24 protein-coding genes and 4 pseudogenes are annotated in these 23,772 nt (G+C 67.6%); all 28 read right to left on the bottom strand.

Annotated features, from left to right (window positions below; all coding sequences use genetic code 11):
* Window positions 1-357: 357 nt before the first annotated feature.
* On the bottom strand, window positions 358-1,152 hold the full coding sequence (locus tag OHT74_RS40425; RefSeq protein WP_328623158.1) for a hypothetical protein: 795 nt from the start codon (window positions 1,150-1,152) through the stop codon (window positions 358-360).
* Window positions 1,149-1,964, bottom strand: coding sequence for a tyrosine-type recombinase/integrase (locus OHT74_RS40420; protein WP_328623157.1), 816 nt, complete (start codon window positions 1,962-1,964; stop codon window positions 1,149-1,151). The genes OHT74_RS40425 and OHT74_RS40420 overlap by 4 nt, the downstream gene beginning before the upstream one ends.
* A 367-nt stretch (window positions 1,965-2,331) precedes the next feature.
* Complete coding sequence (locus OHT74_RS40415; protein WP_328623156.1) at window positions 2,332-3,303, bottom strand: hypothetical protein; 972 nt, start codon at window positions 3,301-3,303, stop codon at window positions 2,332-2,334.
* Between the two features lie 544 nt (window positions 3,304-3,847).
* Entirely contained in the window at window positions 3,848-6,259 is a 2,412-nt protein-coding gene (locus OHT74_RS40405; protein WP_328623155.1) for a tyrosine-type recombinase/integrase, read from the bottom strand.
* Complete coding sequence (locus OHT74_RS40400; RefSeq protein WP_328623154.1) at window positions 6,252-7,457, bottom strand: tyrosine-type recombinase/integrase; 1,206 nt, start codon at window positions 7,455-7,457, stop codon at window positions 6,252-6,254. Before OHT74_RS40400 ends, OHT74_RS40405 begins: the two co-directional genes overlap by 8 nt.
* Before the next feature lie 58 nt (window positions 7,458-7,515).
* Entirely contained in the window at window positions 7,516-10,671 is a 3,156-nt protein-coding gene (locus tag OHT74_RS40395) for a tyrosine-type recombinase/integrase (RefSeq protein WP_328623153.1), read from the bottom strand.
* A gap of 205 nt (window positions 10,672-10,876) precedes the next feature.
* Window positions 10,877-11,032 (bottom strand): annotated as a pseudogene (locus tag OHT74_RS40390) (site-specific integrase); the annotation flags it as partial.
* 519 nt (window positions 11,033-11,551) lie between these two features.
* Entirely contained in the window at window positions 11,552-12,580 is a 1,029-nt protein-coding gene (locus OHT74_RS40385; RefSeq protein WP_328623152.1) for an iron-containing redox enzyme family protein, read from the bottom strand.
* On the bottom strand, window positions 12,577-12,843 hold the full coding sequence (locus tag OHT74_RS40380; RefSeq protein WP_266674783.1) for a CDGSH iron-sulfur domain-containing protein: 267 nt from the start codon (window positions 12,841-12,843) through the stop codon (window positions 12,577-12,579). The genes OHT74_RS40385 and OHT74_RS40380 overlap by 4 nt, the downstream gene beginning before the upstream one ends.
* On the bottom strand, window positions 12,827-13,504 hold the full coding sequence (locus tag OHT74_RS40375) for a HemK2/MTQ2 family protein methyltransferase (protein WP_328623151.1): 678 nt from the start codon (window positions 13,502-13,504) through the stop codon (window positions 12,827-12,829). The genes OHT74_RS40380 and OHT74_RS40375 overlap by 17 nt, the downstream gene beginning before the upstream one ends.
* Before the next feature lie 361 nt (window positions 13,505-13,865).
* On the bottom strand, window positions 13,866-14,480 hold the full coding sequence (locus OHT74_RS40370; RefSeq protein WP_328623494.1) for an ISAs1 family transposase: 615 nt from the start codon (window positions 14,478-14,480) through the stop codon (window positions 13,866-13,868).
* Entirely contained in the window at window positions 14,477-14,836 is a 360-nt protein-coding gene (locus OHT74_RS40365) for a hypothetical protein (protein WP_328623511.1), read from the bottom strand. Before OHT74_RS40365 ends, OHT74_RS40370 begins: the two co-directional genes overlap by 4 nt.
* Window positions 14,837-15,139: 303 nt before the next feature.
* A complete protein-coding gene (locus OHT74_RS40360; protein WP_266674787.1) occupies window positions 15,140-15,382 on the bottom strand; it encodes a DUF6479 family protein in 243 nt (80 codons plus the stop codon).
* Window positions 15,333-15,659 (bottom strand): GYD domain-containing protein, encoded by a 327-nt coding sequence (locus OHT74_RS40355; protein ID WP_323139699.1) that lies wholly within the window; start codon window positions 15,657-15,659, stop codon window positions 15,333-15,335. The genes OHT74_RS40360 and OHT74_RS40355 overlap by 50 nt, the downstream gene beginning before the upstream one ends.
* Before the next feature lie 515 nt (window positions 15,660-16,174).
* A complete protein-coding gene (locus OHT74_RS40350; protein ID WP_266674791.1) occupies window positions 16,175-16,441 on the bottom strand; it encodes a DUF4235 domain-containing protein in 267 nt (88 codons plus the stop codon).
* Complete coding sequence (locus OHT74_RS40345; protein WP_328623150.1) at window positions 16,438-16,800, bottom strand: DUF3618 domain-containing protein; 363 nt, start codon at window positions 16,798-16,800, stop codon at window positions 16,438-16,440. The genes OHT74_RS40350 and OHT74_RS40345 overlap by 4 nt, the downstream gene beginning before the upstream one ends.
* Window positions 16,797-17,210 carry a phage holin family protein gene (locus OHT74_RS40340; RefSeq protein WP_328623149.1) on the bottom strand — a complete coding sequence of 138 codons (414 nt, stop codon included), beginning with the start codon at window positions 17,208-17,210 and terminating at the stop codon, window positions 16,797-16,799. Before OHT74_RS40340 ends, OHT74_RS40345 begins: the two co-directional genes overlap by 4 nt.
* A gap of 167 nt (window positions 17,211-17,377) precedes the next feature.
* Window positions 17,378-17,599 (bottom strand): annotated as a pseudogene (locus tag OHT74_RS40335) (YhjD/YihY/BrkB family envelope integrity protein); the annotation flags it as partial.
* Window positions 17,590-17,751 (bottom strand): annotated as a pseudogene (locus tag OHT74_RS42335) (ISL3 family transposase); the annotation flags it as partial. The pseudogenes OHT74_RS42335 and OHT74_RS40335, both read right to left, overlap by 10 nt.
* Before the next feature lie 600 nt (window positions 17,752-18,351).
* A complete protein-coding gene (locus OHT74_RS40330) occupies window positions 18,352-18,924 on the bottom strand; it encodes a hypothetical protein (protein WP_328623148.1) in 573 nt (190 codons plus the stop codon).
* A gap of 406 nt (window positions 18,925-19,330) precedes the next feature.
* On the bottom strand, window positions 19,331-19,654 hold the full coding sequence (locus tag OHT74_RS40325) for a hypothetical protein (protein WP_328623147.1): 324 nt from the start codon (window positions 19,652-19,654) through the stop codon (window positions 19,331-19,333).
* Window positions 19,651-20,019, bottom strand: coding sequence for a DUF6247 family protein (locus OHT74_RS40320; protein ID WP_328623146.1), 369 nt, complete (start codon window positions 20,017-20,019; stop codon window positions 19,651-19,653). The genes OHT74_RS40325 and OHT74_RS40320 overlap by 4 nt, the downstream gene beginning before the upstream one ends.
* A gap of 39 nt (window positions 20,020-20,058) precedes the next feature.
* On the bottom strand, window positions 20,059-20,256 hold the full coding sequence (locus tag OHT74_RS40315) for a type II toxin-antitoxin system prevent-host-death family antitoxin (protein ID WP_266659371.1): 198 nt from the start codon (window positions 20,254-20,256) through the stop codon (window positions 20,059-20,061).
* Between the two features lie 410 nt (window positions 20,257-20,666).
* Window positions 20,667-21,248 carry a hypothetical protein gene (locus OHT74_RS40310; RefSeq protein ID WP_328623145.1) on the bottom strand — a complete coding sequence of 194 codons (582 nt, stop codon included), beginning with the start codon at window positions 21,246-21,248 and terminating at the stop codon, window positions 20,667-20,669.
* Window positions 21,249-21,355: 107 nt separating this feature from the next.
* Window positions 21,356-21,598, bottom strand: a complete 243-nt coding sequence (locus OHT74_RS40305; protein ID WP_328623144.1) for a hypothetical protein — start codon at window positions 21,596-21,598, stop codon at window positions 21,356-21,358.
* A gap of 71 nt (window positions 21,599-21,669) precedes the next feature.
* On the bottom strand, window positions 21,670-22,710 hold the full coding sequence (locus tag OHT74_RS40300; RefSeq protein WP_328623143.1) for a YihY/virulence factor BrkB family protein: 1,041 nt from the start codon (window positions 22,708-22,710) through the stop codon (window positions 21,670-21,672).
* A gap of 93 nt (window positions 22,711-22,803) precedes the next feature.
* Window positions 22,804-23,130: pseudogene (locus tag OHT74_RS40295) on the bottom strand (CorA family divalent cation transporter); the annotation flags it as partial.
* A gap of 368 nt (window positions 23,131-23,498) precedes the next feature.
* Window positions 23,499-23,684 carry a hypothetical protein gene (locus OHT74_RS40290; protein WP_328623142.1) on the bottom strand — a complete coding sequence of 62 codons (186 nt, stop codon included), beginning with the start codon at window positions 23,682-23,684 and terminating at the stop codon, window positions 23,499-23,501.
* Between the last annotated feature and the right edge of the window lie 88 nt (window positions 23,685-23,772).

Raw genomic sequence — 23,772 nt, 5'->3', positions numbered from 1 at the left:
CTTCCGCAGCCCAGTGGGCGATGTCCAGATAGAAGGCGCGGACGCGGATGAGCTCGTCCTTGGCGTTCAGCCTGGGGCTGGCGACCTCGACGGCGGTGCCGTCCGGGCCGCTTGTGGTGCGCTTTTTGGTGGCGATGTCTGTCTTCCAGGCGCGGGCCAGTGCCGGTGGCAGCCGCAGGGAGTCGATGCCTGGTGAGAGCGCTTCGAGCCGAATCCAAAACAGCCCGGCCAGGGTTCGCGAGACCGCATCCAGGCTGGTGTAGTCCAACGACGGCTGCCGTTCGCGCAGGTAGTCCACGATCAGGTCGCGGACCGGGCGGCACCGGATCGGATAGCGATCCACGAGTTCTTCGATGCTCAATCGGCCGGCGGCAAGCCCGAAGGCCCGGATCGTGGCCGGGGCGTCCTCAGGGAAGACTCCCAGGGCCCGCAGTCGAAGGTAGAAGTCGACTTTGCGCTGACCACCGCGGACATGGACCCAGCGCAAGGTGTCGACCAGCTCCACGCAGTCGCCGACGGTGATGTCCGCGATCGACCCGCCCTGCAGGCAAGAATCATGGCGATCCGGGTCGCCGAGGTGGTGGCCTCGCCTCGGGCGCTGGCCGGCCCGGACTCGGCCAGCTGTGCCAGCTGTGCGAACCCCTCGGGGTCGCGGACCTCGGCCATGACAGGGGCCAGGTGCTTGTGGGTGCGGGTGAGCATCCAGGCCAGGTCGGGACGGATGATATCGCCGCAGGCCAGCATCAGAAGCCCGGAGGTCAGGTCAACGCGCTCATACGACGGCGACGGCCCACTCTCGCGCAAGAAGCGCAGCGGGAGATCTGTCCAGTCCGCGCCAGGGATCTCCTCGGCGCGGCTGGCTTTCCACCGCTGCTGCCAGGTATCCCCCGGGAGGCTGGACAGCCAGCGCAGAAGTTTGGCGACCCCGCGCCGCCGCCCGGCCCGGGTGGCGTTCGCGGCAGCCAAAAAGGGTGGCGTCGTCAGCCGCCGCAGCACCTCGTCCGCTGACTGCGCTGTCGCCGGCCACCACGCCTCCGCAGAGCGGGGCGGGAAGCGTTCCCGCAGCACGTTGTTCCGCGCGCGGGCCTGTTCGACTGTTGCATTCGCGGTCTGCATCTGTCGGCGCGTCGAGTGCTTCGTGGTGATGGTCATGAAGATCGCCCGAACAGCACGTCCAAGGCTTCGGGGTCGTAGCCGGGCGCTGGAGGCGGCGGCACCGGCTCGGCGAGCCGGTCTGCCCGCCGGGCGTGGTGGGCCAGCACCTCGGCCACGACCTCGTCCTGGCGCGGCGCGAGGTAGATCTCGGTCGTGATCAGATGCGCGTGCCCGAGAACCCACTGCACGTCGGTCAGCGTCAGCGCCGGGTCGCGCACCATCCGGGCGGCGACGCTGCGACGAAGGTCGTGAAGGGTCCAGTCCGCGCCGAAGGCAGCGTTCACCCGCTCGAACATCCGGTGGGCCCCGTGGTAGGTCAGTGGGTGAAACGGACGCCGCAGCGTCCACCACACTGGCTGTGTTCGGCCCCGTGGCACCAGCCCGTGCAGCTCCTGCTGATAGAGCCGCAGCCACACGAACGCATCTGCCGAGGCCGGTACCTGCTGCCGGGCCCGCGAGCCCTTCCGCACAACGCTGATCAGCTGCTGCCCAGGGTCGACGTCGCACTGCCGAACGCCGATCAACTCCGAGGCCCGGACTCCGCTGGAGATCCAAAACGCGATCATTGCCCGGTCACGGTTCGACCGCAGCGCCGCGAACAGCGAGTTGAACCACTCGTCCGGGATCGAACGCGGAATGCGGCGCGGAACCGTGGGTCGGTAGCGGCCGGTCCGCTCTGGCGCCCAGCCTTCCATCGGGTTGTGGTGCGCGTGCGTGCGGCCGGAACGACGAGCCAGATCCAGCGGGAACGGGTTGAGCAACGGCCCGGATCCGGCATCACGGTGCAGGTCGTAGAACTTGCGGAGCACCGTCTCGCTGTGGGCGACGGTCGACGGGGCATAGCCGAGCCCAGGGCTCGTTTTCCCGGTCACCAGGTTCGGGGCGCCGACTGTACGGGCCGACCGCCGCCTGGCTGCGGTCGCTCGCGGCTTGACCGTCCGCTGGATCCAACAGCTGAAATCCCGAGCGTCCACGCGTGTCGCTCGATCCCACGGCACCTCGACCGCGTGCAGGAACCTTCTCTGCACCAGTCAAGTCGGGCCTCGACAGGCGCGGTAGCGAGGGTGGCCGCCGCGGTACCGATGCCCTGGGTCGCTGAGGGAGATGCCGACTGCCGCAATGCACGCCTGGGGTGCCCGCTTATGAGAGAATGCAACCTCACAGCGCGCTCGGCTTCTATTTGGCGTCGCCCAACTCGGCACCACCCGCTGCTGTAGGCGTCCAGCTCACGAGCGAGACATGTCCAGGCAACGTGAAAGAACCGGCCGGACTCTCGAAACTAATATTCTTTTTCCCGGTATTTTTGAAGCTATCTGTCGCAGTCGTTCCATCTGGATGCTTTACGGAAAACTCCAGGCCGTCAGCAGCCGGGCCTGATATGTCGTAAAAGAAGCGCCCGGTCATACATCGAGTCCTGAGCGGTAGCCAATCTCCTGCCGGATAGACTCGGACCAGCTTCTTTGTCGTGTAAGTTTTTCCGGCAGGGACTTTCACGTCGTCGGGATAGAGTGACGATACCTCTAGCTCGCCAGAGTCGATGCGTAGAAAATCATCCTCATCGATGACCCATGAGGCGTCATCGTCTGGAATCTCCAATCGCCAGGCTATGTGCCTGGCCTTGTACTTGCTTGACGAAGACATCAACCACAATCCTACGTCCGGATGAACTGGTTCATCGATGCTCGTGCCTGTTGAGTTGACTTCCAGTTCCACTTCGAGCTGACCATCGTCAGTCCGGTCGAAGCGCATCTTCCAAGTAGTTCGCCGGTAAAATTCCTTGCTTTTCGCCAGAGAAGTAATGGCATGCCGCATTTCATCCGGAACATTCTTGCGCTGCACAGCCCACCAAAGTTCAGTCGCCGTTTGACTTGCATACCATGAGCGCATATATGGCTCGACGACGACGGCCACCAAGTAAGCAATAATCAGAGCTTCGCCCAGCCCGCGACCAATGAAGGACAAGGCATTTAGCGCATCCTGCTTCCAGTCGTTGAAATGCATCAAATCCAGTAAGGCCGCAACGACGATGAGTGCGACCCCGAGTGACAATATCCGAGAAATAAACAAGAGGAACGTCTCGTCATCGTTGCGAGATGAGGATTTCTGCAGGGGGTTAGTGAATATATCCTTGGGGATTGAGATTTTCATAACTGCACCTCAATTGCCATCCTTTTGTCTCGAAATTATCGAGAACGGGAGGCCTTGGGGAATTCCTCAATATCAAGCTTCTCTCTGTTCAATGGCTGGCGCCACTTGGAACCCGGTGTCGCCGAGGTCACCGCCGCCCGCATCCACGCACTACTGCCTGGGCTCTATAAGGCGGCCGAGGGCCTGTCACCCCTGGCGGACAAGGGCTACATCGGCGCGGGGATCGGCATCCGTATCGTCGTCCGCCGAGGCAGGTCCGAGGAGGAACCTCACGTTGGACACCCGCAGGTTCAACAAGCTGCTGCGGCTCACGAGAGCTCTCAGCGAGCGCACTGCCGCCGAGCTCAAGCCGCGATGACCTCCTGCCCTGCAGTACGTCACGGGTCAGCCCCCAGCCAGATCGGCAACATCGCCCGCGCCCCCGACGGAATCTGGAAGTGATTACGGCTGAGAAAACCTCACTGAGCCTTTGACAACTTCAGCCTGACGCCGTAGGCGCCCGGGAGAGTACAACTGCCCACTGAGACAGGTGGCGCCGGGCGGCTCATGATGGACCGCCAGGTCGGATGCCCGGCATGCCGAGGTTGACGGGCGCGATGCGGGTCAGCCGCTGGGTCTGTTCGCGTTTCTGCTGGAGGAAGGTGAGGGTGAGGTCGAGTCCTTCTACTTCTCCGAGCCAGCCCTCGTGTAAGGCGCGCCTGCGGCGGACTTGGAGGTCGTCCTCGATTTCGTCGAGGCGGGGCAGCATCTTCGGATTGATGGTGAGCATGGGGCAACGCAAACACGAATGCTCATGCTGGCAAGGGGTCCCGTAGGGGCGCGCGCATCCTCCCAACTCGACTTTGCGCTGGTCGAAGTGCTCCTCGAAACCGAGCCATTCGGGTTCGGTGACCGGCCGGTACTCGTCTGTTGGCCTGGCTTGGCGGCGCCGGTCGAGAAATCCCTGGTAGTGCCGGACGACGTCCTCGTTGAACACGGCGACGTAACCGCGAGTCGTTTGAAGATTCAAATGTCCGAGTAGGGCCGCTCCAATGTGGATCGGGAGCCCGCTGTTCACCAGTTCCGTGGCCAGGAGCCTGCGGAAGTCGTGTGGGGTGAAGCTGGTGGCAAGGAAGCCGGGGTGCTGTTCGGCGAGCTCCACGCAGTGGCGCTTCAGCATGTTCACCACGGTGGTGTCTGACATGACCTCGTGCTTGGTACCGATCTTGCGTTGGAACAAGAACGGCATGGGCGGGCTGCTCTGCCGTTCCTTCGGGTCGTAGCGGGGCAGCAGCGGGATGGTCCGGCCGCCAGCGGTGTGGCGGCGGACGATGGCCGCGATGACGGCGAACAGCTCGGCGGACATGGGGATGACGCGTTCCCGGTCGCTCTTCGACGGGGCGACCACGAGCAAGGCGATGACCTCGCCGTTGGGCCGCTGGTACTGTCGGATGCTGAGATGGGTGAGTTCGAGGGCCTCTTCTATACGAACGCCTGAGTGCCGCAGGACCTCAACGATCGCCCACTCCCAGAAAGCGGCGTCCTCGGCATGCGTGACGTTGATGTACTTGTTACTCTCCACGTCGAGAACGCGGACATTCGCCGATCCTCCGAGCTGGACGCGGCGTTCATCCACCCGGCTCCACAGGCGCCGGTAGGTGCGGCCCTCCAGAGTGACTGTCTGTCCGCCGGCCGCTTCCGCGGCCTGCGCGAGTAGGTCACGGAGGTGGCCGTACCGGTTCTCCAGGTGTTCCAGGAGGGTACTCAGCAGCGGTTGCCGTTGCCGGGTGCGGTCGTCCATGCGTTCCTTGACGCGTCGTTTGCGGATCCCGTAGCCGCGGACCTCGGCGTCGGAAGCCGGACAGGGCGCCACCCAGATCGCCCACTGCTCGGGTTCCGCCGCGGCCCACGCCTGCAGATCGGCGTAGAAGGCGCGGACTGCCCGCAGGATGGGGTCGAAGTCGCGCCGTCCTTTGCCATCCACGCGGACCGCGACCCGCTCCCGCCACCGTTGGTAGAGCTCGCCGTCGATGCGCAAGTCGAGCTGACTGGGGGCGAGTTGTTCGATGGTCGACCAGAAGTTGCTGGCCAGATGACGGGACAGGTTGTCCAGCGTTGAGTAGTCCAGCTCGGGTTTGCGCCGTTCCAGATAGGCGACGAGCAGGCGCCGAACCCCGGTATTGCCGATCTTGTAGCGGTCGACCAGTTCTTCGACCGTCAACCGCCCGTTGAGCAGGGCGGCCTTCAGCGTCGCCGGCCCGTGGGAAGGGAAGTGCTCCATCGTGTGGAGCACTTGCCAGGCCAGGTGTCCGGGGAACCGGCTGCCGGCTCCGCGTGCCCCCAGTACCAGTCCTTGACGGCGGCACTCCCACGCATAGTGCAGAAAGGCTGCGGGCGTCAGGTCGGCCAGGGCGATGCCCTGCGTGGTGAGGGTGACCGCGATGTCGAACAGTGCAGTCCCGTGGTGAATCGGGTTCACCGGCGTGGCCTGGACCTTGGCCCAGAACTTCTCCAGCAGCGGGTCGTTTTGGGCGGTGAGGAAGCGCTGCCCGTAGTAGAGGAAGGTGTTCGACCGGAATGCCTCCAGCGAGGGCTGGATGATCCGCAGACACATCAGGCAGGCAGCGCCGGTGCCGATCTGGCTCCTGTCCCGGGGTGCCGATCGCAGGACGGACACGGGGTTCCCGCCCTGGTTGAACCCGCTGGCCTCCCAGCGCTCCTGCCAGGTCTCGCCCGGGAACTGGCTCAGGTGGTGAAGGAGGTCCCGTGCGCCGCGGCTTCGGTTCCAGCGGTTGTCGGCTGACTTCGTCGGCCATGTTGTGCGTACCGCCTGCGCGATTTCCTCGATGGAGGCCCTCGTCAGATCGCCTTGAGGGCGCGGCGGGACTGCGGGGGCTGGAGCGGGGGCGGCGTTCACGCTGACGAAGCGGCTGATGCCCTTCCGGCTCGGCTGGGTCAGGGCCTCAAGTTCAGCCACCGAACACCGCCTTGATGTCCTCCGGGTCATACCCGGAGGCGAAGGTGCGCTGGGGGCGGGGCTTGGTGTAGTGCTCCTGCAGCTTGTCGTGCAGGTCCTCCACGCGGGCCGTGAGGTAGCGCCCGGTGGTATCGAGGTGAGCGTGCCGCAAGATCGTCTGCACCTCGGCGAGGGTGAGCCGCTCGTCTCCGGCCATCCTGACCGCCGCCGTGTGACGAGCGTCGTGCAAGGTCCAGTTCGTGCCGAGCTTGTCGTTGGCCCGCTGGAGAACGCGTCGCATCGCCCAATACGTCAAAGGTCTCGGATCCCCGCGGCGGGTGCGCCACACGGGTTGGCTCGGGTCCGGCAATCCATCAGTGGCCAGGTAGCTGCCCAGATAGCGGAAGGCGTTCGGGGATGCGGGCACGGGCTGCCGGATCCGGGTGCCCTTGCTGATCACGTATATCAGCTGGCCAGACCAGTCGATGTCGTCCAGACCGACACCCAGCAGCTCGCTCGCCCTGGCCCCGGAGGAGACGTAGAACTCCAGGAGCGCGCGATCGCGTTCGCAGCCCATCCCGGCGAATAGTTCGTCCCACAGGTGGTCGGGGATTGATCGTGGGGCCTGCACCGGCACCTTCTGCCGCAGCCGACCCCGCCGGAACACCGGCACCGGCTCCAATGGGGAACGGTGCGCGAGAGCCTGAAGACGCCCGCGTGAGGCCGGCACCGGATTGACCACCGGACCAGCACCGAACCGCGCATGAAACGCATAGAACCCGCTGACCACACTGAGGTTGTGGTTGATCGTGCTCGGTGCGTACCCCTCCCGGAGCGATGGCTTGCCGGTCTTCAGATTCACCGACCCCGCGGGGGGAGACGCACCGTTCCGCTTCCGGAGTCGCTGCGGGTTGCGTGCTTCCCGTAGCCAGCCAACCAGCGCCGCGACCTCGGCCTCCGTAGCCTTGTCCCAGGAGATCTGCAGAAACCAGAGCAGCCGGTGCCACCGCAACAACCCGAACCCGTAACTCCGGCAGGTCAGCGGGCTGACGTCCCCCAACATCAGATCCCTCAGGTAAGCACTGACCGGCCCGACCTCGCAGCCGTCAGCGTCCACCAGGACGAACGGAAGGTCTCTCGTCGTCCCCGCGGCCACGGCTCCGACTTCGGGAAGCGAGCATTTCCCCTCCATCAGGGCACGTCTTACGTCCTCCACCACACCACGCTCCTGGAAAGACCAGACGATCCGCCTGGTTCACGATCGGGACATGGTGCAGTTAACAGGTCGCCACCACCGCAGCAGGTCCATGCCATACGAGCGGACTGTCGCCGCCGTCTTCCCGGCTGCGAGCAGCTCCTGGAAGAACACCGCGGCAGGCATCACAGCCGCGCCGTCGGCGTCGACGAGCCGGTAGGGCTCGTACCTGTCGCCAGTCTCCACCAGCCGACCCCACCGAGGAACGGTCAACCTCGACAGATTCCGCTCGGGCACACCATCGTTCATCACGACCGCAGACCGTACTGGTCGACGACCTCACCCGTGCCCTGAACTGCACAATCAATGTGGTTCGTTCAGTCAACGGGGCATGCTCGTGCTTGCAAGGGGTTCCGTAGGGTCGCCCGCAGGTGCCCAGGGAGACTTTGCGGAGCTCGAAGTGCTGCTGGAAGTCGTGCCACTCCGCAGGGGTCGGTTCGCGGTATTCCTCTTGGGGCCGCTCGGCTCGGCGCCGGTCGAGGAAGCCCCGGTAGGTCCGCACCAGGTCATCCTGGAACACCGCGAGGTATGCCTGAGTGGTGGTCAGCGTCTTGTGACCGAGGATTCGGGCAGCGATATGGACTGGCAGGCCGCCGGTGACGGCTTCGGTCGCGAACATCCTTCGGAAGTCGTGCGGGGTGTAGCGCAGTGGCTCGCCAGCGTGGTCGCGGAGTCCGGTGGCCTCCAGGGTTCGGTCCAGTGCGCGCTTGACCCCGGCCTCGCTCATGACCTGTGGCTGCCAGTAGGGCCGCCGCTGGAAGAGGTGTGGCAGTTGGGGGCCCGTGACCCGCTCGTGCGAGTCGTAGCGGGAGATCAGTGGGACCTTTCCGCCGTTGGCGTCGCGCAGGCGCTTGATGATCGTGGCCAGAACACTGGCGAGCTCGGGGCTGACCAGCAGCAACCGTTCCTCGTTGCTCTTGGAGGGAACGATCTGGAGCAGCGGGACGACTTCGCCGGTGTCCGGAAGCTTGTAGGAGACCAGGGCGAGGTGGGTGAGTTCGGTCAGTTCCTCGGCTCGGACTCCTGTGTGCCGCAGCGTTTCGATGATCGCCCAGGCCCAGAAGGCGTCGTCCTCCACGCGGCTCTGGTTGATCCGGCGCCTGGTGCTGCCGACTTCCTTGATGAAGATGTGCCGCGAACCGTGATCGAGTCGGCTGGGCACTTGATTCACCTTGGGAAGGACCCGCAGGTATCGCGTCCCATCGTGCTCGAAGACAGCATCGAAAGGAGCGACGCGGGCTGCCTCCAGCAGCGCGACGGCCTCGCGGTGCACTCGCTCCGCTGTCTCCAGCAGCACGGGAAGGTGCGGTAGCCGCTCGCGGACCCGCTGGTGCATCCGTGCCGTGGTCTGCTTGTAGATCTTGTGATTCCCGGCGCCGTCACCCCGGGTGATCGGGCTCGGCACTGCCCACTGAGCCCAGAACAGATCCTCGTGCGCCCACTCCTGGACGTCGAGGTAGAAGCCGCGCACGCGCATCATGACGTCGATGCGGGACCGGCGTTCTTTGACCTCTCCGCTCTTGTGGACGTAGGTGACCAGGCGTTCCTTCCAGCCGTCAACGACTTCGTCGGGCAGCCGGAGGGTGTCGATCCCGGGGTGGTGTGCCTCGATGTCCGCCCAGAACACGCCGGCGAGTTCGCGTACGAGTCCACGGAAGGTGCCGTAGTCGATTCCAGGGCGGCGCTCATCGAGGTAGCGGACGAGCAGGTTGCGGACCTGCGTGGACTGGATGTTGTAGGCGTCGACCAGCTCGGCGGTGGGCCGCTGGCCGTGCCGGAGCGCGTCCTTGAGGGTGTCCTTCGACTTGATGACCCCCGCTCCACGCAGCAGGTCCCACGCGCTGTGGGTGCCCACATATGCCTCGCCGGTCTCCCGTCGCCCGACGGCCCGGAGGTAAAAGACGTCCTCAGCGGTGAGCTGGTCGAGGTCCCGGCCCGTGTGCAAGATCATTGAGGAGATGACCCGCAGGCCCTCGTCGATGTGCCGGGGTGTCATGCCGACCTCGGCCCCGGACTCACGCATCCGCTCCAGCCGCCCGGCAGGGAACATCTCCTGGACGTCCTTGAACAGCCGCATCGCCTTGTAGCCGCGCAGGAAGACGTAGCGCGGGAGAACCACCCGGCTGACGAGCAGGCTGTTGAGCCCCATCATGAGCTCGTTGCGCTTGGACTCCGCGCAGCGCGGGTCGCCCTCATTCAGGGCAAGGATCGGCTCCTTGCCCCGGTCGGCCCCGGCCGCCAGCCACCGACCCTGCCACCCGTCTCCTGGGAAGGTCAGCAGCCAGTCGAGGATCTTGCCTGCCCCAACGAGCCTGATGGTTCCGGGCCACATGCCGCGGCTGTAGGTTCTCTGCGGCCAGAGCGGCGAAGCCGGCAGCAGTGCCAGGACCTTGTCCCGGCTGAGGTGGTCGTGCGGACCGATTCGGTCCTTATCTGCTTTGAGGTCATGCTCCACGAACAGCGGCTTCGGCGGCGTGGGGCCGGTTCCGGCCCGGCGGACGGAATTGGCGCGGCGGCTTCCCTGTCGAGTCACGACTGGCCACCTCCGAACAGCACGGCCAGGTCGCTCGCCTCGTAACCGGTCGCGGCGGCGGCCGGCATGGGGTGCTTCGCTCGTTCCTCGATCGGCCAGATACTCCTGGACCCGGGCGATGACCTGCGCTTCCTCCTCCACCAGATACACGTCGGCGGCAGTGCTCAGGTTGGCGTGACCAAGGATGGTCTGCACGTCCCGCAGCGAGAGCCGCTTGTCCCGGGACATTCGTAGCGCGGCGGTATGGCGCAGATCGTGCATCGACCAGTTCGTGCCCAACAGGGCGTTGGTCCGGCGGAAGACTGCCCGCAGGGCCTCGTAGTTCATGGGCTGGTAGGCGAGCCCTTCGCCGTGATCACGGCGACGCAGTGTCCACCACAAGGGCGCCTGCGGGTCCAGCGGCGGTCCCTCGCTCTGGTAGAGCCGCAGCCAGATGAAAGCCTCCGGGCTGGACGGCAACCACTGCTCGGCCTGGGACCCCTTGCGTTCGACGCGTACCAGCTGGTCTCCCCAGTCGACGTCGACGCCGCGTTCTCCGAGCAGCTCGGAGGCTCGGGCGGCGTTGCTGATCCCGAGGGCGAGGATCGCCCGGTCCCGGTTGGACCGCAGGGCCGCGAACAGCTCGTTCCACCGTTCGTCCGGCATCGTTGACCAACGGACCGCTGCCCGATTCGATCCAGAACTCGTAGAAGCTGCGGAGCACCGCGTTGCTGTGCCGAATGGTGCGCGGCTTGTAGAAGTCATCCAGGTAAGGCTTCTTCGTGATCGTGTTCGTCGTCCCGGCAGTCGCCGCCGAGTACGTCCGCGCCGACGCCCGCGGCTTCGTCGCGACCCGCAGCCACAGCACGAGGTCACGGACCTCAGCAGACGTGGCCCGGTCCCACTCGACCTGGACCACCCGAAGCCAGCGCCACCAACGCAGAAGGTCGAAGGCGTAGCTGCGGACGCTGCCCGCCCGGTTGTCCCGAGCGACGAAGTCGACCAGGAACCTTCGGATCGGCTCCACCGCTCGGCCCTCCTCATCGAAGACCAGCCAGGGCACCGCCCCGCCGCCTTTGGCTACCCGCCCCCAACGCGGCAGGCGAATCAACTGGATGTCACGAGATGCTGCGTCCAACTCCGTTGCGCTCCTTCGTCATGCGGATGCACAACGAGTAACGGTTAGACCAGGCAGGTGATGTGCACATCGGCGGCGCGTCGGCCCGTAGTCCGGTCAACACCTCAGTGGCGGACGCCCCCGCAGTCGACGCCACTGGTTCGGCCACCAAACCGCGCCTCACTGAAAGCAGCGGTCCCCCGCGGGCAACCCCCGGACCCGGTCAGCGTCGATGACAGGCGATGCGACTCCCCTTCCGCTTCCAATCTCCCCGGTTCCTGGCCGGCGGGCACGCTCAGCGGGACCGGCGTGACACAGTTGCCCGACCCTAGGGACGGCGGACTCCGGCCTGCTCCGACTCCTCCTGCAGGACCACCAGACTCCCCGGGTTCACGGTGGCGGGCCGCCCCTTTGGCTGGAGTCCGCCCCTCACTCCTCCGGCAGGGGCGAACGCAACGCACTGCGCCTCTGGTCCCAGGCCTCGCGGATGTAGGTCGCGAGGCGGTCCTCCAGCAGGAGGGTAGCCGCGCAGCCGAAGGCAACGTCCGCCTCGAGGCTCGGCTCGTGGGCCAGCAGTCCTGCGATGACCTCGTGGCGTACGACCTGTTCGTGGACAGCGTCGGCCTCAACGTGTTCGGTGTAGAAGTGCTCGGCGGCAGGGCCCGCTCCGCAGCTCCGCATGGCCTTGGCCAGGCGCCTGGACCCGGGCGACGAGGTGACCTCGACGCACGCGAAGTGACCGACGAGCGCGCCGCGCAGGGCGCGGTGGAGCCCGAAGAGGGACATCAGGTTCACGGTCGCGAGGAGCGGCGCCGGCGCGCGGTCCAGGTAACGGCCGTAGGCGGGATCCAGATCCAGGTCGGCCATGAGGTCCGCGAAGAGCTGCGCGTGGATACGGTCGGCGCGGCCGGCGCCGAACTCGTCGTACTCGATGGCGACCATGGCGGCCTTGGCTCGTCCCGTTAGCCGGGGGATGACCCAGGCGTGCGGATCCGCCTCCTTGAGGTGGTACAGGGAGCGAAGGGCCGCGTACTCGCGCAACTGCCAGAGCTCACCCTCGGTTTCCAGGTGGTGACTGAGACTGCCGGAGAGGTCAACAGGCTCGACGAGGAGCGGGGTGAAGGCCTCCTCGACCGATCGGGGAGCGCCGGGCAGCTCGGTGCGCAGGGCGTGCAGGACGCGGGTCTCCATCGACTGGCGCAGCCGCAGCAGCTCCGGGTCCCATTCCCGTTCGTCGTCCACGCCGTCGAAGCCGCGGTAGTGCAGCTCATACAGCAGGTAGAGGGCGAGCTGGAGGTCCTCACCCCACGGGTCCGCCTTCAGCACGGACCCCGTGGCGTACACCGGCGGGCCGCCGGATCGCAGGGCTTCGGTCACGGCGCGGGACAGGTCGCCCCGCCCGTCGACCAGACAGGGGCTGGCGGCCGGCGCCACCGTGCTCGGGCTCGGAGGGTTCACAGCGGGTTCCTGTCCTCGGGCGGCGAGTCGGCTCGCTCACGACGGCGGTGGCTGGTGTCGCACCAGGGATAGGCACGGCTGCGGCGGCAAGTGCACACCGCGACCATGAAGCGGTCGGACCGGGCGACCGTCCCGTCGTCCAGGACGATCTCGACCGGCCCCTCGACCAGGACCGGGCCCTCCGGGTCCACGGACACCCGGCGGGCCGGCGTCCGTACGGAGGCCCGGACCGGGGCCGGGGCACTGTCAGAGGTACTGGGCACGGATGATCACCAGCTCTTCCCACTCGTCGGCTGCTGCCGCCAGGCTCTGCTGCTCCAGCCAGGACCGTCGCGAACGCAGTACGGGACCCCACGGCACCGAGGCACTCGCCGTGACCTGCGCGGCCAGCCCCACCCCGGTCAGGCGGTCAAGCGTCTCCCCGGCCCCGCACATCGCCGAGTGCACCATGAGCAGGACACCCCCAGGGCTCAGCAGGGCGGGGGCGCCGGCACAGATCCGGTCGATGACCCCGCGTCCGTCGGGGCCGGCGTCCCAGGCCCGCTCCGGCCCCCGTGACGGCAGCCAGACCCCGGGGGCGGGGACGTACGGCGGATTGGCGACCACCAGGTCGAAGCGACACCCCGCGGTGCGCGCCGCGAAGTCGCCGTGCAGGACACGCAAGGGCAGCCGCCTGCGCAAGGAGTTCAGCCGCGCCGTGACCACAGCGGGCCAGGAGACATCCACCGCCGTGACCCGGGCTCCCCTGCCCGCCGCGTGCAGGGCCAGTGCACCGGTGCCCGTACCGATCTCCAGCGCGTCCGTCCGCGGCCCGAGCTCCTCCTGCGCAAGCGCCTGCGCGAGGAGAAGGGTGTCCGCCTGCGGCTGGTAGACGCCCGGCAGAGCCATCAGGGCGACTGGCAGCAGGGGCAAGGACAGAGCCATGGCGGGCACCGCGTACCTCCGGATTCGAATGCGGCCCACGGAACGGACCACGGAAATTGACCGACACCCTGCGACTGCCCTCGACTGAGCGACCCATCCGAATTCTCGTCGCTCTTCAGAGGTTCAGACGAATACCGGGCCTAAATTCTCCGGATTACCACAGGCGGTCCCTTCCACCCAAGGGACTCAGGCCGCCGAATCCGCGATGGCTACAGAGCACGGCAATATCTGACACCCCGCTCCCAGTTATTCGAGCGGTCTTCGCTGCGGCGGCGCGTCTCGTCGCTCCCGGATCGCAGCGGGCAGGCTCACACGCGGGCAGGGGCGTTTCAAAGTCGTGGTGCTCACGTGGACCTCCTGGTCAGGGGATGTCCAGCAGGTCCAGCGGCCGGTTGAACGGGTCGTAGGAGGCGTGGCGGAGGCCGGCGGCGATGTTGTGGTGCCCGTGCTGCCGGAGGGTGTTGATCGCCAGGTTGCGCAAGGTGGCCATGTTCTCGGGCCCGTGTCCGGTGCGGATCTTGGAGGCGTCCTCGCCGAAAGTGGTGTCGCGGACGAAGCGGAGCCGGTTCTCGATCGTCCACTGTGACCTGGCGAGTCGGCTGAGCCGCTGGGGCGAGGCTTGCTGTGAGGTCAGGTCCGTGATCGCGTAGATGGTCTGGCGGCTGCACTTTCCGCTCTTGAGGTCGGTGCGGTGGCGCAGGACTCGCACGGCCTGGACGGCGTGAGGGAAGTCGAGACCGAGGCCGGTGATGGTGAGGACCCTGGTCGCACGGGTTTCCTTGCGACCGTGGCTCATCTCGCGGTCGTAGCGGCGTGCGGTGACCTCTTTCCATGGCAGCGCGCGGAGTCCGCGGTGCAGTCCGGGCTGGTTGGCCTTGACCACCAGCAGGTAGTGCGCGTTCTTCTCTTCCACCAGGTAGCGGGCGTGGTCGCGCTGAGTGTGCAGGGCGTCGGCCGTGACGGTGACGCCGCTCAGGTCGTAGGGCTGCAGCAGGGCGGCGAAGCACGTGATTTCGTTGGTCTGTCGGGAACTCGCAGCTGGGTGACGGTGCGGCCGTCGCCGGTCCTCGCGGCCAGGAGGTGGGCGGCGGGGGTCTGGCCGTGCCGTGAGCCGCGGACGGCCTTGCCGTCCACGGCCACCGAGTCCGCGCCTCCGGGACAAGCGCCGGTCAGGTCGGCCTGGCCGCCGGGGCAGACCAGGCCGATGACCCGCCGGATCGTGGCGGCGCTCGGCGCGACACGTACCCCGAGCTCGCCCGTCACGCGGGCGCCGAGCCGGGCCAGGGCGTGCTGCGGAGCACTCGCGGACCACTGGCCAATCGCCGCATACAAGCGAGCCGCCGGCGATCACAGCCGACGCGGCAACCATCAGCACCGCCACGAACGGGTGACGCACTCCACGTCGTCGGCGCGGATCAGGCAGTTCTCGCAGCCGCTCCATCAGCGAGAGCTCCGCGACGCCCTCCAGAGCAGGCGACTTGACGAGACATACGGTGGCAGACTGGCGACACATCGAAGCTCCGGCGGTTCAGGGCGACTTGGGAAGGTCACCCCCTTCAACCGGAGCTTCGTTGCATCCGTGACGGGCCGGCTCGGACTACTCATGCGACTGTGGCCTGCGGACTCACATGATCACTAGGACTTTGAAACGCCCATGCACACGCGGGGCCCTTGGTCGCCAGCGTCGTCGTCCGGCGTCTGCCAAGAGTCCTCGCGCCGCTGCGCCACGGGATTCTGCTCGGTCGGCCGGGCAGGGGCCCGGCGTCGCGCGCTGCGTCGGCTGCCGTACCAGAACGCGCCGATCAAAAGGGCGACCACCACCAGACCGCTACGCGCCCGGCGCCCGGTACCGGACTCGTTCGGCTTTGCGCAGGGCATCCATGGTTTCATCGACGGTCAGGAGAACTGTCGTCTCGAACGAGCTAAGCGCGCCGCCTCCGCTAATCGCCAGCGCAACCGCGGCCATGGACACGTTGTCGGGGGCCTCCCACAGGTTGTAGCCGTCGTGCGTGCCGAAGGCGTACCAGAAGCCGTGGAGCTTCCCGCCAACGGACTCGATGTACGACTGAGCAGCCTTTGCGCGGTCCTCGGGGTGGACGATCAGCCTCGCCCAAGTCTCCGGTGTGTAGCTGAACCTCGATAGATAGAGCGGCATCATGTCTCCCTTTCGTTCCACCAAGGGATGCCCCGGCGGGGCGGGAAACGCGCCGGATGCGGCCCGCGTATCCCCCGAATGGCTGGGGACGATGACCGGCACGGCCACGGCCAACGGGTGAGCGACCTACCCGGGCGCTCTGGCCCTGCTTCGTGCACGGTGGCTGATACGTCCGCGTACGGTTCGGTCCGCGTGACCACTACCAGTCACACCCTGCCCACGCATGCGAGCTACTTCATCTCACAACCTGAGAACGCATCAGCCCTGGACCACCACCACGCCGGCGAATGAGAAAAAGCGCTCCTTGGCCTTCGGCCGCGAGAGTTTCGGTAGGAATAATGGCTCGCGCCTACCCGCAATCGCCGGGCTTACCGGCCATCTACCTGGAATGCCAGCACGGGCGTCGGCCATCGGGGGCACCGCGCACCGGACCTCCCCCGACCAAGGCGTCACGTCCCTGCCCCGGTGGTGTGACCGTGCCGGTCTGCGCGGGAAGGGGCCGATATCGCTGCGGGTCACCCCGGCCAGGTGCCCGTCACGCGACGGGTGGCCACAGCGCCCGAGCGATCGACAGCGGCCTTGACCACTGCGAAGATCGCGCCCTGGATGGCGGCGGCGACCAGGATCTGCCGCCAGGAGCGATCTTCGTCCGTGGCACTGGGAGCGTCGCCGTCGCCTTCGACGATCTTCCAGACCTGCTTGAACGCGGCCCCCGCGATCAAGCCGCTGACAGCGCCGAGGGCCAGCCCGACCGGTTTGTAGGCGACCTTGGACGCTTTCATCGGCTTCGGCGGCTGCGCCGCACCATCAGGAGGACGAGCAGAGCAACGCCGGCAACGAGCAGCGGCTTACGGTTGGCACGTGCCACCGTCGCAACCTGGCCAGCCTTGTGGAGGACCGGATCGGGTGTTGTGTCCTTCACCAGCTGCGCGGCATGCTGGATCTGGTCGGCGACCAGGGCGGTCTTCTCGGCGGCCTGTTCCTTGACGGCGGCTGTCTTCTCCTTCGCCTGCGCCTTGATGTCGGCCTTGGCGGCCAGTGCCTCGATGGTCTGCCCGAGCTCGTCGCGGGTGTGCTCGACCTGCTCGCGCAGCTCGTCGGGGGTGGGCGTGCCGATATTGGTTCGGGGTTCGTTGGTCATCGGTGCGCTTTCTCCTTGATCTCGGTCAGGTCAGCCTTGACGCTGTCGATGGTCTGCTCCGGTACGGGGGCGCCCGCCTCGGCGATCTGCTTCTTTCCTGCCATTGCGGTCACTGCGGCAACCACCGCGAGCACCGCCGTGAGGATCAGGGCCGACGCCCACACCGGGAGTATCAACGCGAGGGCTGCGATGCAGGTCGCTACCAGGGCCTGGGCTGCCAGGATTCCGATCAGGCCCGCCGCGCCGAAGAGGCCGCCGCCCCTCCCGAAGCGTTTCCCTTTATGAGTCATTTCTGCCCGAGCCAGCTGCATCTCCTCGCGGACCAGTTCCGAAATTTGCTGGGAGGCGCGCGAGACCAGCACGCTCACGGATTCATCGGTGCTGTGGGTCTGCCGCTCCATCGTGCTCATGCGGAGTCTCCCCTTCACGATGCGCACGCTGTTGTCGTGGCGCGCCTACCCGGTAAATGAACGAGCACCCACGCGACGAGCAGGTACTTCTGGCACTCAGCGGCGCAAGAGCAGAACTGCGGGATGTTCCAGCCGTTCGCTCCTGCCGGCCGAGCGTCCCTACGCGATCACTTCTCCATGCGGCGGCGGTCCTGGTCGCTCCAGGCGCGGGTTTCCCGGGGCCGGACATAGGGTTCCTCGTCTTCGGGCAGCCCTCCGGCGATCGCCCGCTGGCGGGCCAGTTCCGCGTCGAACTCGAGCCCGAGGAGGATCGCAAGGTTGGTGATCCACAGCCAAACCAGGAAGACGATCACACCCGCGACCGTGCCGTACGTCTTGTGCCGTGCCCCTTCGCTGTCGGGGTCCCGCACACCGGACACGGCACCGCCACAGTCCGGGTGCGAGCCGTGACCACCACCGCGTCACCGCCGTCCGCCACATCCTCGACGACCAGCGCCGACAGACCGGAAAACACCGTCCCCAGCAGGGACTTGAGATCCATCACAAATTCATGATCAAGGACAGCTACCCGGCGTCACCACCGACTACGGGACAGACCCGCTCGATTGACAGACCCGCGACAAGAACTGACAGAGGGACGAGGCGCTCCCCACCGTGGGGTATGCCTTCTGAATGGGATGTCCGGTTCCGGTCGTTGGACGGTACGGGGCTTGCCGGAACCGTGATGGAGCCGGAGGGTAACGGCGTCCGGTCTGGTTGAGCTGGTACTCGGTGCGGGCGTCATCAGGCAAGAGGGCGGCTTTTACGTGGCTTGCCGCAGGGCTGGCGGCTGCCGGGCTGATGTCACTGCGGTTCGACCCGCGGGTGCACGGGGCGAGCGGCAGCCTGACGGGGGAAATCACGATGGCCGAGGTAGCACCTCACCCCCACCAAACCCGGACACCCCTGGCAGGGACGCCGCTTCACGATCCTTTTGTAGCCGGGTACCAGGCCGGCTGCGTTCGCGTGCGCTCGGAAGCCGCAGTGACTGCCGGGTCTGAACGGGAGCTGCGTGCTGCCTCCGGGCGCCGTGAGGGGGAACAGGCAGGAGGCGAGGCGAGCGTTCTTGTCGCCGCAGCTCTGCGGCTCGGGGTGAAGCGGCTCACCTGCCGTTGCAGACCCGGTTGAAGGCGCGGTTGGCCGCCTGGGTCCAGGCCTGCCAGTAGGCGTCGCTGTGCTGCTGGCCGGACTTGTCCGCCACCGGCTTGGTCTCGCAGCTCTTCTTGGCCGCCGCGGCGCCCGCCTGGGTGCCGGCCTCGCGGCCCTGAGCAATGTCCCGCCGGGAACCCGGCTGGACCGGGGGCGTGTTCTGCGGGTTCTGAGGCTTCGGTGTCGCCGCCGAGCCCACCTTCTTGCAGTTCACGAAGATGAAGTTCTGGTCCTCGTTGACCGCGAGGACCGTGTAGTCGACGTTCTTCTGGAAGCGCTGCACGCGGAAGGTTCCGTCCGGGCCTATCGCCAGGTCCACGGTGCTCTCGCCGTCGTTGAGCTTGCGGGGTCCCGTGAACCCCTCGCCGGTGATCACGACGTACGTGTCGTTCGGCCCCGGCGTGACCGTACAGCTGGCGGCCGGAACTGCCGCGCCAGCGGCCGGTGCGAAGACGACGGCACCGCCGCATACGACCGAGGAGACGAGCACGGACGTGACTACGGCGCGCCGGGTGCGTCGGTACATGAGAGTTCTCCCATCGGGGAGGGGGAGGGGCACAGGACAGGGCAGCCCTCGAGTTCATGCTCCCCCGCCCGTCACAGGGTGTCGACCGGAGGCCCGTGCGGCAGCCGCGGCCGCCGAGCCGACGTAACACTGGCGGCCGCCGCCCAGCCCGAACATCTCCCGCCACACCTTCGCCAGCATCGTGCGGTAAGGCATCCGGACCACGCCATCGGGGAAACACTCGCGGACCTACCGATGGATCAGCCGCTCCGTCTAGGTCCCGCCGCGGCGGCACGGACGGCAGAGCGGTTGAACGTTCCCGTCCGTGTCCGTCCCGCCGAGCGTGATGCCCTCACCGCCATGATGGGGGCTTTCACATATCCGCAGTTCAGGCGGCAGTCATCACATAGGCCGCTGCGACTTGCGATCAGGCCCAGAACGCGTCGGTGACCGTGATCTGGGGGTCGGCGTGGCGGCGGATGAAGGTGAAGATGAGCCAGCCGCGGCCGCCGGCGAGGTCAGCGATGTGCGGGCCGCCGGGGCTGGTCGAGGCCAGCGGGCGCACGGTGATCCAGTGCGGCAGGGACACGTCGGCGTCGATGCCCCGGTAGTAGGGGTCTGAGGCTGTGATCAGCTCGGCGCGTGCCGCCAGGAACAGCTGCTTGCCGTCCTCGGGCATGTTCTCGAATTGCTGGAGCGCCTCTGCCGTCCAGTCCATCTTCCAGGGCGGGCGTGGGAGCTCATCTGTCACCGGCCGGGCTCCACGGCGGCCGCCTGCCGGCGCAGCCGGCTGTACTCGGCCAGGAGCTGGGCCGACTCCTGGGGGTCCTCGGACTTCGCGGCGCGGGCTTCGAGGTCGCGCAGGTGTGCTTCCAGGCCGGGGTCGCGGGCGATGGCGTACTGCGTCCACCACAGGCGCATGAAGGCCGGCACCGGGGTGAGGTTGAAGGCGTCGCCGATCGCGCGGCGCCAGTGGGCCTCGAAGTCCGGCAGTAGATGCGGGGCGTGTTCCTGGATGGCCAGGCGCAGAGCCTGGGGGGTGCGCTCGGGCATCGGCGGCACCCTGCGGGGCTTCTCGCCGCCGGGTCCGTCAAAGCGAATGGGCTGCGCTGTCATGGCGATGGGACTCCTGGTCTGCCTGCGGTCCGGCCCTTTTCAAGCCGCGTCCTGGTCGGCGCCGGAGGCCGGCGGGCGGTGCGCCATGTACTGCTCGAACCATTCGGCGGGCACAAGGTAGGCCAGGGTCTTGCCCTTGCGGGTGATCGCAGCTGGCTCACCCGCGATCCGGGTGCGGTCGAGGATCTCGCCCATCTGCTTGCGGAGGTCGATCGTCGTGTACGTCTTCGGCTCCATCCCCCCAACCTACCCCAACTATCATAGTTGCGATAGTTCAGCAGTCCGAAGACTCCCGCTCACGAAAGCCAGCTCGCCCGCGCCGACGCCGACCTCGAGCGGGTTCCTCGCGACCCAAGGTGCCGGTCAAGCGGAACACCTCGCGGCTCCCCATCGGCCCGTTTCGGCCGAGCCGCTTCGATCAGCTGCCGCCGGTCCGCAGGTCGCCGAGGGGGGCGGCCCGGTGGTACCGCCCCCAGAGCGCATCTGGCACCGGGCCTCGCCCGCGCACGCCATATCGGCGCGGATTGCAGCAGACCCTAGCGGGCCCTGTCAGGGCGTGCCCCCGTTCCATACGAACTGGCTGACCCGCTCAACCCGCCCAGGTGACGGGCCGCGTGACAGACGCTGCGACAGGCTCCGGGGCAAGGTCAGTCCGGCCGATGCGAGGCGAGCGGGACCAGAGCGCGGTCCGAGCGGCGCGGGCCAGGCGTGGCCGGCACGTCCAGACCGAGGAGCAGGGCGACAGCCGGGTTGGCAATGTCGGGGCGCAGGCTCCACGGGACGGGCGGGGTCGCCGTCAGCCAGCCGTTCGCCAGCAGCCGGTTGACGATGTAGGCGTGCACGGCCCGGGATTCCCGGTCCCAGCCCAGAGCCTCGCAGAGCTGCCGGGTGGAGGGCCCGTGCCGGTGCACGGACCGGAACGCCGCCGCGAACCGCGCTGCGGCCGCGCCCCGGTCCGGCTGCTGGTCCTTGATCTCGTGGTAGCGGCGCTTGTCCCGCTTGTTGATGAAGGGCTCCCGCTGGGGCTGGCCGAAGGCGGCGCCCATGAAAGCGCCCGCTACCGATTGCGGGTCCAGCGCACACAATGCGCACTGCTCTACCGCCTCCGCGTGCCGGCGCAGGCCCGGCCGAGCCTCGGACTTCCACACCGCCCAGGCCTGGAGCTTCGCCGCACGCTGCCGCCCGAGGTAGGCGGCTCTGGCCACGGGATCCTTCGGTTTGCTCGTCACGCGCCCACCAACGACCCCGCCACCGGCATGGGCACGCCCGAAGCTGACATCTCACACTGACACCACCCGCCTGCACGACAAACAGAAGAGGCTGGCCGCGATGTTCTTCACCCCGGGCGTTCGGAGGGCGCCGATGGCGAGGTTGCGCCAGGTGGCCATCGCACTTGGCGCGTTGCCGGTCCGTAGCCGGCGGCGTCCTCGGTGAAGGTGGTGTCGCGGGCATGGTGCAGGGCCTCGATCTTCCAGTGGTCGCGGACGACGAGTTCGGCGAGCTGGGCCACCAGGCCGCCCGGGACGATGCCCCCGCGGTCGTGCCGCTTGCACGCGCCACGAGCAGGTACTTCTGGCACGCAGCGGCACAAGAGCAGAACGGCGGGATGTTCCAGCCGTTCGCTCCTGCCGGCCGAGCGTCCCTACGCGATCACTTCTCCATGCGGCGGCGGTCCTGGTCGCTCCAGGCGCGGGTTTCCCGGGGCCGGACATAGGGTTCCTCGTCTTCGGGCAGCCCTCCGGCGATCGCCCGCTGGCGGGCCAATTCCGCGTCGAACTCGAGCCCGAGGAGGATCGCAAGGTTGGTGATCCACAGCCAAACCAGGAAGACGATCACACCCGCGACCGTGCCGTACGTCTTGTTGTACGAGGCGAAGTTCGCGACGTAGAACGCGAAGCCGGCCGAGGCGGCCATCCAGATCACCAGGGCCAGGAAGCTACCCGGTGTCACCCACCTGAATCCGCGGCCCGTGGCGTTCGGCGCCGCCCAGTACAGGAGCGCGATCATGATGGTGACGAGGAGCACCAGGACCGGCCACTTCGCGATCGACCACACCGTAAGCGCACTGTCGCCGATCCCCAGGGCGGTGCCCGCCCGCCGCGCCAGGCCGCCGGTGAAGACGACTATCAGCGCGCCGGCGCAGGCGAGGACCATCAGCGTGACGGTGAGCGCCAGGCGCAGCGGCAGCACCTTCCACACCGGGCGGCCCTCGGGCACGTCGTAGACGGCGTTAGCGGAGCGGATGAAAGCGGCCACGTAGCCCGAGGCTGACCACAGCGCCACGACGAGGCCTACGACCGCCATCAGCGACCCGACGCCGCTACGGCCCTGCAGCTGCTCGACCGCGTCTCTGATCACGCCCCGGGCGGAACCGGGCGTCAGCTGCTGCACGTTGTCCAACAGCCGCGCGGTCGTCGACTCACCGGCCAGGCCCAACAGGGACACGAGGACCAGCAGGGCGGGGAAGAGCGCAAGTACCCCGTAGTAGGTCAGCGCCGCGGCGCGGTCGGCCAGCTCATCGTTCTGGAACTCCTTGACCGTGCCGCGCAGGACTGCTTTCCAGGAGCGTGCGGGCAGCTCCGAGGGCTGATCCGGGGCCCGCTCCTCGACCAGCTCGCTCGGGCCCGCGACGGCATTCCGCTCGGTTTCGGCGCGGTCGCTGCCCTGGCCTCGGTCCGGTAGGGGTGTCATACCCGGCGGCTTTCCACCGCAGCGCCACTCATGCCCGTACAGCAATCCGAAACAGATTCCCTCGCGCCGCACGCAGCTCCCGGAGCCGTTCTTCTAGAGCCAGCCGTTGCGACGGAAGGCGCGATACAGGCAGCCTGACGCCATCGCCATGAGGCCTACGGCGAGTGGGTAGCCGAAGCGCCAGCCGAGCTCCGGCATGTGCTCGAAGTTCATTCCGTAGACACCGGCGACCATGGTGGGGACCGAGAAGATCGCGGCCCAGGCGGAGATGCGCCGCATGTCATCGTTCTGCCAGGTGCCGACTCGGGCCCGCTGTGCGTCGAGAACCGAGTTGAGCAGTTCGTCGAGCGTCCGGACCTCGGTGTCGGTGCGGTGCAGATGATCGGCCACGTCGCGGAAGTAGGGCAGGACCTTCACCGGACGCTCTTCCTCGGCCAGACCGCTCGTCGCATGCGTATCCCGACCTTCGTCCCCGACGCCGCATGCGGGCACGAACGTGCCACGCCGGAGGCGGAGGGCTCCGCAGGGTCCTCGAACGCGATGGCCACCCGCGGATCGAACGTGCTCGCCGTCGCTGTCAACCCACGTCTGCGTGAGCTGAGGCGCCCCGTCAGGCATCGTCGTCGCGATGGAGCAGGTGCTGGGGCGAGGCAGCGGCGACATACGCACCGCCGGTGACGACAGGTTCCTACTCATCGCCGAACTAATGAGCGCCTGCGGCGCAGGCCAGGGAGTCGCAGCGCCGTCGCCGCCTTCGGTGCGCGGTGGCGCGTACCCCCGGGCGCGGGTCAGTCGGTCGGCTCTTGGGGCTTGGCGTTGCCCGGGCCGGGAGCGGGCTGCTCGACCTCCTCCTCGCTCCTGCCCTTCTCGGGGCCGTCGCGCCGGGGCCGTCCGGCCATGGCGTCCGGGCGGTCGGGAGCGCTCGGGCCGACGGGCGGCAGGTCAGGTGTGACAGCGTCGCGTTTCTCCGGCACACGATCCGGAGTTTCAGGCTCCGACGGGGCCCTGTGCATGACAGGTCTCGTTGCACACGGGGTCGACGGGGCAGCAGGGCACGACAGC

It is taken from the genome of Streptomyces sp. NBC_00354, assembly GCF_036106915.1.
Lineage (GTDB): Bacteria > Actinomycetota > Actinomycetes > Streptomycetales > Streptomycetaceae > Streptomyces.
Note: the sequence above shows the minus strand (reverse complement) of the source record. Positions and strands in the feature narration are given on the sequence as shown.

Excerpts from the sequence above, each read along its gene's own strand:
- OHT74_RS40375 (WP_328623151.1), bottom strand. The coding sequence starts at position 13,504 with ATGGCTCTGTCCTTGCCCCTGCTGCCAGTCGCCCTGATGGCTCTGCCG.
- OHT74_RS40360 (WP_266674787.1), bottom strand. The coding sequence starts at position 15,382 with ATGCCCTGCGCAAAGCCGAACGAGTCCGGTACCGGGCGCCGGGCGCGT.
- OHT74_RS40350 (WP_266674791.1), bottom strand. The coding sequence starts at position 16,441 with ATGAAAGCGTCCAAGGTCGCCTACAAACCGGTCGGGCTGGCCCTCGGC.
- OHT74_RS40395 (WP_328623153.1), bottom strand. The coding sequence starts at position 10,671 with ATGCCGGACGAACGGTGGAACGAGCTGTTCGCGGCCCTGCGGTCCAAC.
- OHT74_RS40425 (WP_328623158.1), bottom strand. The coding sequence starts at position 1,152 with ATGACCATCACCACGAAGCACTCGACGCGCCGACAGATGCAGACCGCG.
- OHT74_RS40315 (WP_266659371.1), bottom strand. The coding sequence starts at position 20,256 with ATGGAGCCGAAGACGTACACGACGATCGACCTCCGCAAGCAGATGGGC.
- OHT74_RS40320 (WP_328623146.1), bottom strand. The coding sequence starts at position 20,019 with ATGACAGCGCAGCCCATTCGCTTTGACGGACCCGGCGGCGAGAAGCCC.
- OHT74_RS40355 (WP_323139699.1), bottom strand. The coding sequence starts at position 15,659 with ATGCCGCTCTATCTATCGAGGTTCAGCTACACACCGGAGACTTGGGCG.
- OHT74_RS40330 (WP_328623148.1), bottom strand. The coding sequence starts at position 18,924 with ATGTACCGACGCACCCGGCGCGCCGTAGTCACGTCCGTGCTCGTCTCC.
- OHT74_RS40340 (WP_328623149.1), bottom strand. The coding sequence starts at position 17,210 with ATGAGCACGATGGAGCGGCAGACCCACAGCACCGATGAATCCGTGAGC.
- OHT74_RS40415 (WP_328623156.1), bottom strand. The coding sequence starts at position 3,303 with ATGAAAATCTCAATCCCCAAGGATATATTCACTAACCCCCTGCAGAAA.
- OHT74_RS40300 (WP_328623143.1), bottom strand. The coding sequence starts at position 22,710 with ATGACACCCCTACCGGACCGAGGCCAGGGCAGCGACCGCGCCGAAACC.
- OHT74_RS40345 (WP_328623150.1), bottom strand. The coding sequence starts at position 16,800 with ATGACCAACGAACCCCGAACCAATATCGGCACGCCCACCCCCGACGAG.